A 6,060-nucleotide genomic window follows, 5' to 3' on the forward strand; every position below is an offset into this window, starting at 1 on the left:
ATGAAAAACCAGTATTGCTCGCCTGCCCAGCATCGTCAAGACCCTGCCTGAGACTCATTGCTAATCAAGAAGCCTTGACTGCATCACCCTCCCCTCGAAAGGTTCCCCAATGGAAATCGCCATCGTCCTCCTTGTCATCGCAGTGATCTTCATTGCACGCTCTGTCAAGGTGGTGCCCCAGCAGAACGCCTGGGTGAAAGAACGCCTGGGCAAATACGCAGGCACCCTCACGCCAGGCCTGAACATCCTGGTGCCCTTTATCGACCGCGTGGCCTACAAGCACAGCCTGAAGGAAATCCCGCTCGATGTGCCCAGCCAGATCTGCATCACGCGCGACAACACGCAGCTGCAGGTCGATGGCATCCTGTATTTCCAGGTCACCGACCCCATGCGCGCCAGCTACGGATCAAGCAACTACATCATGGCGGTAACCCAGCTGGCACAGACATCACTGCGCTCGGTGATCGGCAAGCTGGAGCTGGACAAGACCTTTGAAGAACGCGACATCATCAACGCCCAGGTCGTCCAAGCCATTGATGAGGCCGCACTGAACTGGGGCGTAAAGGTACTGCGCTACGAAATCAAGGATCTGACCCCACCGAAGGAAATCCTGCACGCCATGCAGGCGCAAATCACCGCAGAGCGAGGAAAGCGCGCACTGATCGCCGCCTCGGAAGGCCGCCGCCAAGAACAGATCAACATCGCCACCGGCGAACGCGAAGCCTTCATTGCCCGCTCAGAAGGTGAAAAACAGGCCGTCATCAACAAGGCCCAGGGCGAAGCTGCCTCGATCACCGCCGTAGCAGACGCTACAGCACATGCTATCGAACGGATCGCCGCAGCGATTCGCCAACCGGGCGGACAAGAGGCCGTGCAGCTCAAGGTTGCAGAGAAAGCCGTCGAGGCTTACAGCAAAGTGGCCTCCGACGCCACCACCACCCTCATCGTACCCAGCAACATGACCGAGGTATCGGCGCTGATCGGCTCAGCCATGAAGATGGTGCAGGCCAGCACAAAAACTGCCTGAAAGTAGTCTGCGAAGAAAGACGCACTGCTTTTTTGCCGTCTCCGCCGCTGTTTCTCTATATGCCCACACTCCTGTGGCTATAATCAAAGGCTTCGGAGAGGTGGATGAGCGGTTTAAGTCGCACGCCTGGAAAGCGTGTGTGGGTTTATCCCCACCGCGGGTTCGAATCCCGCCCTCTCCGCCAGTAAGCAAGCAAACAAGCGCCTTTCGGGGCGCTTTTTTGTTTTGTATGCCATTTGGTATACCTTTTTTGCGTGGATGGCATCGCACGTATCTGGAACAGGTTGGATCTCAGAGACGTGCCAGTAACGCCGCAGCGGTTGTTCCAATGGAGAAGAACTACTCGCGTTCACTCTGTCGTGGCAGAAGCTTCGAATGCAATTTGCTCTTTCGATGCTTCTTGGGTACACTTGCGACACGAGAGATCTGTTCTCTCCAGTGCGAGCGCGATGAACATCGCGTCCACTCTTTTAGCCCGCTTCTGCGGCGCATCTTAAAGACACCCCATTTCTGGGGTGATATAGCGCAGGTTTTACCACTGCGCAACGTGTACGAATTTTCTTAGGTGACACCGCATATGCCGTCACCACCTAGCGCACCAAATTCCTGGCTGCGTCGGCTGTAGCGCGCCTACACAGCAGCCGGCCAGTCGTTGGTTCTTCCCGAGGGAAGTAAGGAATTGGTCATGAATTCGTTAAGTTTGTCACTGCGAGGCAAGGGGGCGGCCAAGGCCCTAGGCATTTCTCTCGCTGCGTTCCATGAGCTTCAGAACCCAAAGTCTCCACGGTTTGACCCTAGGTTTCCTGCCAAGATCCATTTGGGTCCACGCTCGGTTGTATATAGCTTGGCAGATCTACAGGCTTATCTTGAGATCTGCAAAGCCTCTACACAACCATCTAAAGGGGGTGAGCAATGAACGCGCCGACATACCCGCTCCCGAGCCACCTCCCAGAACGACTTGAAAAGCTAGTCCTCGAAATCATCCGCGCGACGAAGGCTCCCTATGCAATGGTTGTCAACACCACGCTGGGTGGCATGGTTTCATGCCTTCAACACAACTGCAGCGTTCAGCACATACCAGACTCGCCATCACCTGTCTCTCTTTTTTTATTGACGATTGCTGATTCAGGTGAACGTAAAAGCACAGTTCAGTCGCTTGTGTTCAGAGCTATCACTGAAACTCAGCGCCAGTGGAGAAAGGACGCGTTGCAGAACGCAGTCGCACACAAGATGCTATACGCTGTCTGGCGCAAGAAGCTCAACGCTCAAAGCGATGTTTTGCGGCGAGCCATGCTCAAGGGAGAGCCGATAGATGAGATCGAAAAACAGCTCGGCATCATCCTCGAAGCTGAGCCAAAACTCGGCTTGGAGCGCAAGCTCATCTACATGGACACCACCATTGAAGCGCTTCTTGTAGGTCTGCACGAAAGCTGTGGAAAGTCCGCAGTACTTCTACATGACGAGTTTGGGCAATTCTGCGATGGACCGATGGCAAGACATCAGCCAACGATGAATGCACTGTGGAGTGGAACCGAAATTCCCGTTCATCGAAAGACCAGTGGCACCTTTGTATTGGAAGACGCCAAGCTCTCCGCAGTTCTTCTGGCACAGCCTTCCGTCTTTAAACGGTTTTTGGACAAGCAGGGAAACCAAGCACGAGGAAACGGTTTTTTAGCACGTTTTTTAATCGCCTATCCGCCATCAACGCAAGGTAGCAGAGTAGAAGATGGTGTCAAAGTAGATTGCCCAACCTTAGACTGGTTCTATGCCCGGTGCAAAGAGCTGCTGCACAAAGATAACCCACGGCTATTGAAGTTCTCGCCACGAGCCCGTACTGAGCTGGTTAATGTCGCCAACTTTTATGAATCTTACATGCGGCCCGGCGGCATCTATTATTCCGCAAAGGATTTCGCCTCCAAGGCTACTGAGAACATTGCACGACTCGCAGCAATTTTTCATGCATTTTTCACCGATAACGACGACGAAATTACCAGCGAAACACTGAACTACGCCATCAATTTGATAGCCACTTATGGGCAGCAGTATTTGACAATCCTTGGAGCCTCCAATCCAGCCGATGAGGAGCAGCAGGATTTGATGGATCTGACAAATTGGCTGCTAGCATGCGTATACAACAAACAAGTGGATTGCATACCAAAATCGTACCTCATGCAATATGGACCCAATCGCCTCCGCCAAAAAGCGAAACTGGACGTACTGCTTGGAATACTTGCTTCACACGGAAAAATAAGAATTATGATTCAAAGTAATAAAAAATACATTTACCCAGTCATCCCCAACATGGTTCGACATTGCTTTAACCCCAACCAAGCCTAGATAAAAATCCAACACCTTAAAAGATCGCCCGGAATTTCTCGGGCCATCTTTTCTGTGCACTCCTAGCACCCTAGCTTTCAGGGGATACGTTAAAAACACCTTGAACGGTGAAATCATGACTAAGAGAGCAGATTCTTGATCCTTAGCAATTAGCCGTGCTAAAAGTTCAAGCCATCCGCTAGGAAACAGAACCGAGCAATTCCACCACGCTACCAACGCTAATTTCCGCTGAAATTAGCGAAAACAGCGGCCTTTACACGACCACTCAAGCCCCTTGGTAACGTTGCTGTTGCCATGGGACCTGCCCCGTTCTAAAGCACGAGCGGATGCTACTACGCGCACCTAATTTCGTGGTCGTCCGGCGTTGCTCCTTTTGCGGGTGCAGACCCCTTTAGTCACAGACTTTTCACGCCCTGATTGCTTGATACCGTCGATGCTCTGCTCGTCTTTCAGCATATAGCCAATGACTTTTTCTTCGAGAATTGTGCGCTTGGCAAAGTCTGAATGATCAATCATGCCGATGCCGCATTGCTCGTAGCGAGCTTTGTCACGGTTGCAGTTGTGAAAAACCCCATTCCCACCGGTGATTTTTTCATTCCAATAGTTGCCGATCTGATCCCCGAGGTGAGCGTCCTTACACACATTTTGACCATTAAACAATAACAGTGCATGTGCATGGGGACCTTTTTCTTCTGCGTCTTCGAACTTGAATATATAGCCGACCTGATCCCGAAACAATGAACGATTTGCCCTGCGATTGTCGAGCATGTGTTTGACATCTTTTTTTATCTCCTCCAAGCTGCACTCACTGGCGTGCTCCTTGTTATAGCCCAGATCAATCCTCACCGCTAGAAGTTTTGAATATTCATCCTGCAACTCTCGGCAGTATTTAGTAACGCTCTCCAGGTTTCTTCCGCTTGCTTTTTTAAGTTTAGACATGAAACACCTCGTATGAATACGACTGCAACCATTTGCAATCACAAGATATACAAAGATGTTTACTCACAGTCAAAAATTGGACGACAACACGAGCTGCCCCACCCCACGACGATCAATATTCATAGAGGGCACACTCTATTTAATTATATTAATAACCTATATTAATCACAGAATCAGTCATAGCCATACCCAAGGCATTTGAAATCAACCCTCAGATGTAACCTCGCATTCAAAGTTGCAGCGAATATACAAAGTTACGCATAAATAGTACGATAAGTCCCGCGCCCCTTTGCAGCACATACAAGTAGCATTGTAATTTTCTCTAGCCCCTCTATTTTCTTGAATCTAGGCCGCCCATCAGCAGAGCGCCCGCATGTCAGATGAAGCCCGTGAGGCATACTGCACCCAGTAAGCAAATGTCAGTTTCCTGAGTGCATGAACCAACAATCCCTCTCCGCCTTCATCTGGTCGGTCGCCGACCTCCTTCGTGGGGACTACAAGCAGTCTGACTACGGCAAAGTCATCCTTCCGTTCACCGTTTTAAGACGACTTGACTGCGTACTGGAGCCAACCAAGGCAGCCGTCTTGTCAGAGCTGGCAGAAAAAGAGACACAGGGCATCAATCCGGAGCCCTTCTTGTTGCGCAAGTCAAAGCAGAGCTTCTACAACCAGAGCCCGCTGGACCTGCCCAAGTTGCTGGGGGACCCTGACAACATTGCCCACAACCTGTTCACCTACGTGCAAGGCTTTTCGCCCGCTGTGCGCGATGTGTTTGAGCGCTTTGAATTTCAGGCGCAGGTTGAGCGGTTAGCAAAGGCCGGGCTGCTGTACCAGGTCACCGAGAAGTTCACCCAGATCGACCTGCACCCCGAGGCGGTCAGCAACGTGCAGATGGGCCTGGTGTTCGAGGAGCTGATCCGCAAGTTCGCTGAAATCAGCAACGAAACTGCAGGAGAGCACTTCACCCCGCGCGAAGTCATCCGGCTCATGGTCAACCTTATCTTCATCGAGGACGACGACATTCTGAGCAAGCCCGGCGTGGTGCGTACCATCTACGACCCCACGGCGGGTACCGGCGGCATGCTCAGCGTGGCGGGAGAATACCTGGCCGAGCACAACCCCCAGGCGCGCCTCACTGTGTTTGGCCAGGAGCTCAACCCCGAGTCTTACGCCATCTGTAAGGCCGACATGTTGATCAAGGGCCAGGACGTGGGCAACATCGCCTTTGGCAACACGCTCAGCGACGACGGCCACAGCCACAAGAAGTTCGACTACATGCTCTCCAACCCGCCGTTTGGCGTGGAATGGAAGAAGGTTGAGAAGGAAGTGCGCAAAGAGCACGAGCAACAGGGCTACAACGGCCGCTTCGGCCCTGGCCTGCCCCGCGTGTCCGATGGCTCTATGTTGTTCCTGCTGCACCTGCTCAGCAAGATGCGCCCGACGGCCGAGGGCGGCAGCCGCTTCGGCATCGTGCTCAACGGCTCGCCGCTATTCACCGGCGGCGCGGGCTCGGGCGAATCTGAAATCCGCCGCTACGTGCTGGAGAACGATCTGTGCGAGGCCATCGTGGGTCTGCCCACGGACATGTTCTACAACACCGGCATCAGCACCTACGTCTGGATCATCAGCAACCGCAAGCCCGCAGCGCGCAAGGGCAAGGTGCAGCTGATTGATGCGTCCGGCATGTGGCAGAAGATGCGCAAGAGCCTGGGCAGCAAGCGCAAGGAACTGAGCGACGCCCACATCGAGCGGATCAC

General features: G+C 52.8%; 5 protein-coding genes and 1 tRNA gene. 5 read left to right on the plus strand and 1 reads right to left on the minus strand.

What is annotated here, in order from left to right:
• The first annotated feature begins 109 nt into the window (after positions 1–109).
• From ACYVOC_RS07195 to ACYVOC_RS07210, 4 genes are all read left to right on the plus strand, one after another.
• The gene (locus tag ACYVOC_RS07195) at positions 110–1,027 is read left to right on the plus strand and encodes an SPFH domain-containing protein (RefSeq protein ID WP_116003557.1); all 918 of its coding nucleotides are present in this window, start codon (positions 110–112) and stop codon (positions 1,025–1,027) included.
• 94 nt (positions 1,028–1,121) lie between these two features.
• Positions 1,122–1,211, plus strand: a tRNA-Ser gene (locus ACYVOC_RS07200).
• Between the two features lie 501 nt (positions 1,212–1,712).
• Positions 1,713–1,943, plus strand: coding sequence for a helix-turn-helix transcriptional regulator (locus ACYVOC_RS07205; RefSeq protein WP_461161313.1), 231 nt, complete (start codon positions 1,713–1,715; stop codon positions 1,941–1,943).
• Positions 1,940–3,364, plus strand: a complete 1,425-nt coding sequence (locus tag ACYVOC_RS07210) for a YfjI family protein (protein WP_461161314.1) — start codon at positions 1,940–1,942, stop codon at positions 3,362–3,364. Before ACYVOC_RS07205 ends, ACYVOC_RS07210 begins: the two co-directional genes overlap by 4 nt.
• A 342-nt stretch (positions 3,365–3,706) precedes the next feature.
• On the opposite strand, the gene ACYVOC_RS07215 is transcribed toward ACYVOC_RS07210, so the two are convergent.
• A complete protein-coding gene (locus tag ACYVOC_RS07215) occupies positions 3,707–4,303 on the minus strand; it encodes a YagK/YfjJ domain-containing protein (protein ID WP_461161315.1) in 597 nt (198 codons plus the stop codon).
• A gap of 435 nt (positions 4,304–4,738) precedes the next feature.
• On the opposite strand from ACYVOC_RS07215, the gene ACYVOC_RS07220 reads away from it, so the two are divergent.
• Positions 4,739–6,060 (plus strand): type I restriction-modification system subunit M (locus ACYVOC_RS07220; RefSeq protein ID WP_461161316.1); only part of this gene is annotated, 1,322 nt, incomplete at its 3' end.

The organism is Simplicispira piscis (genome assembly GCF_054783455.1).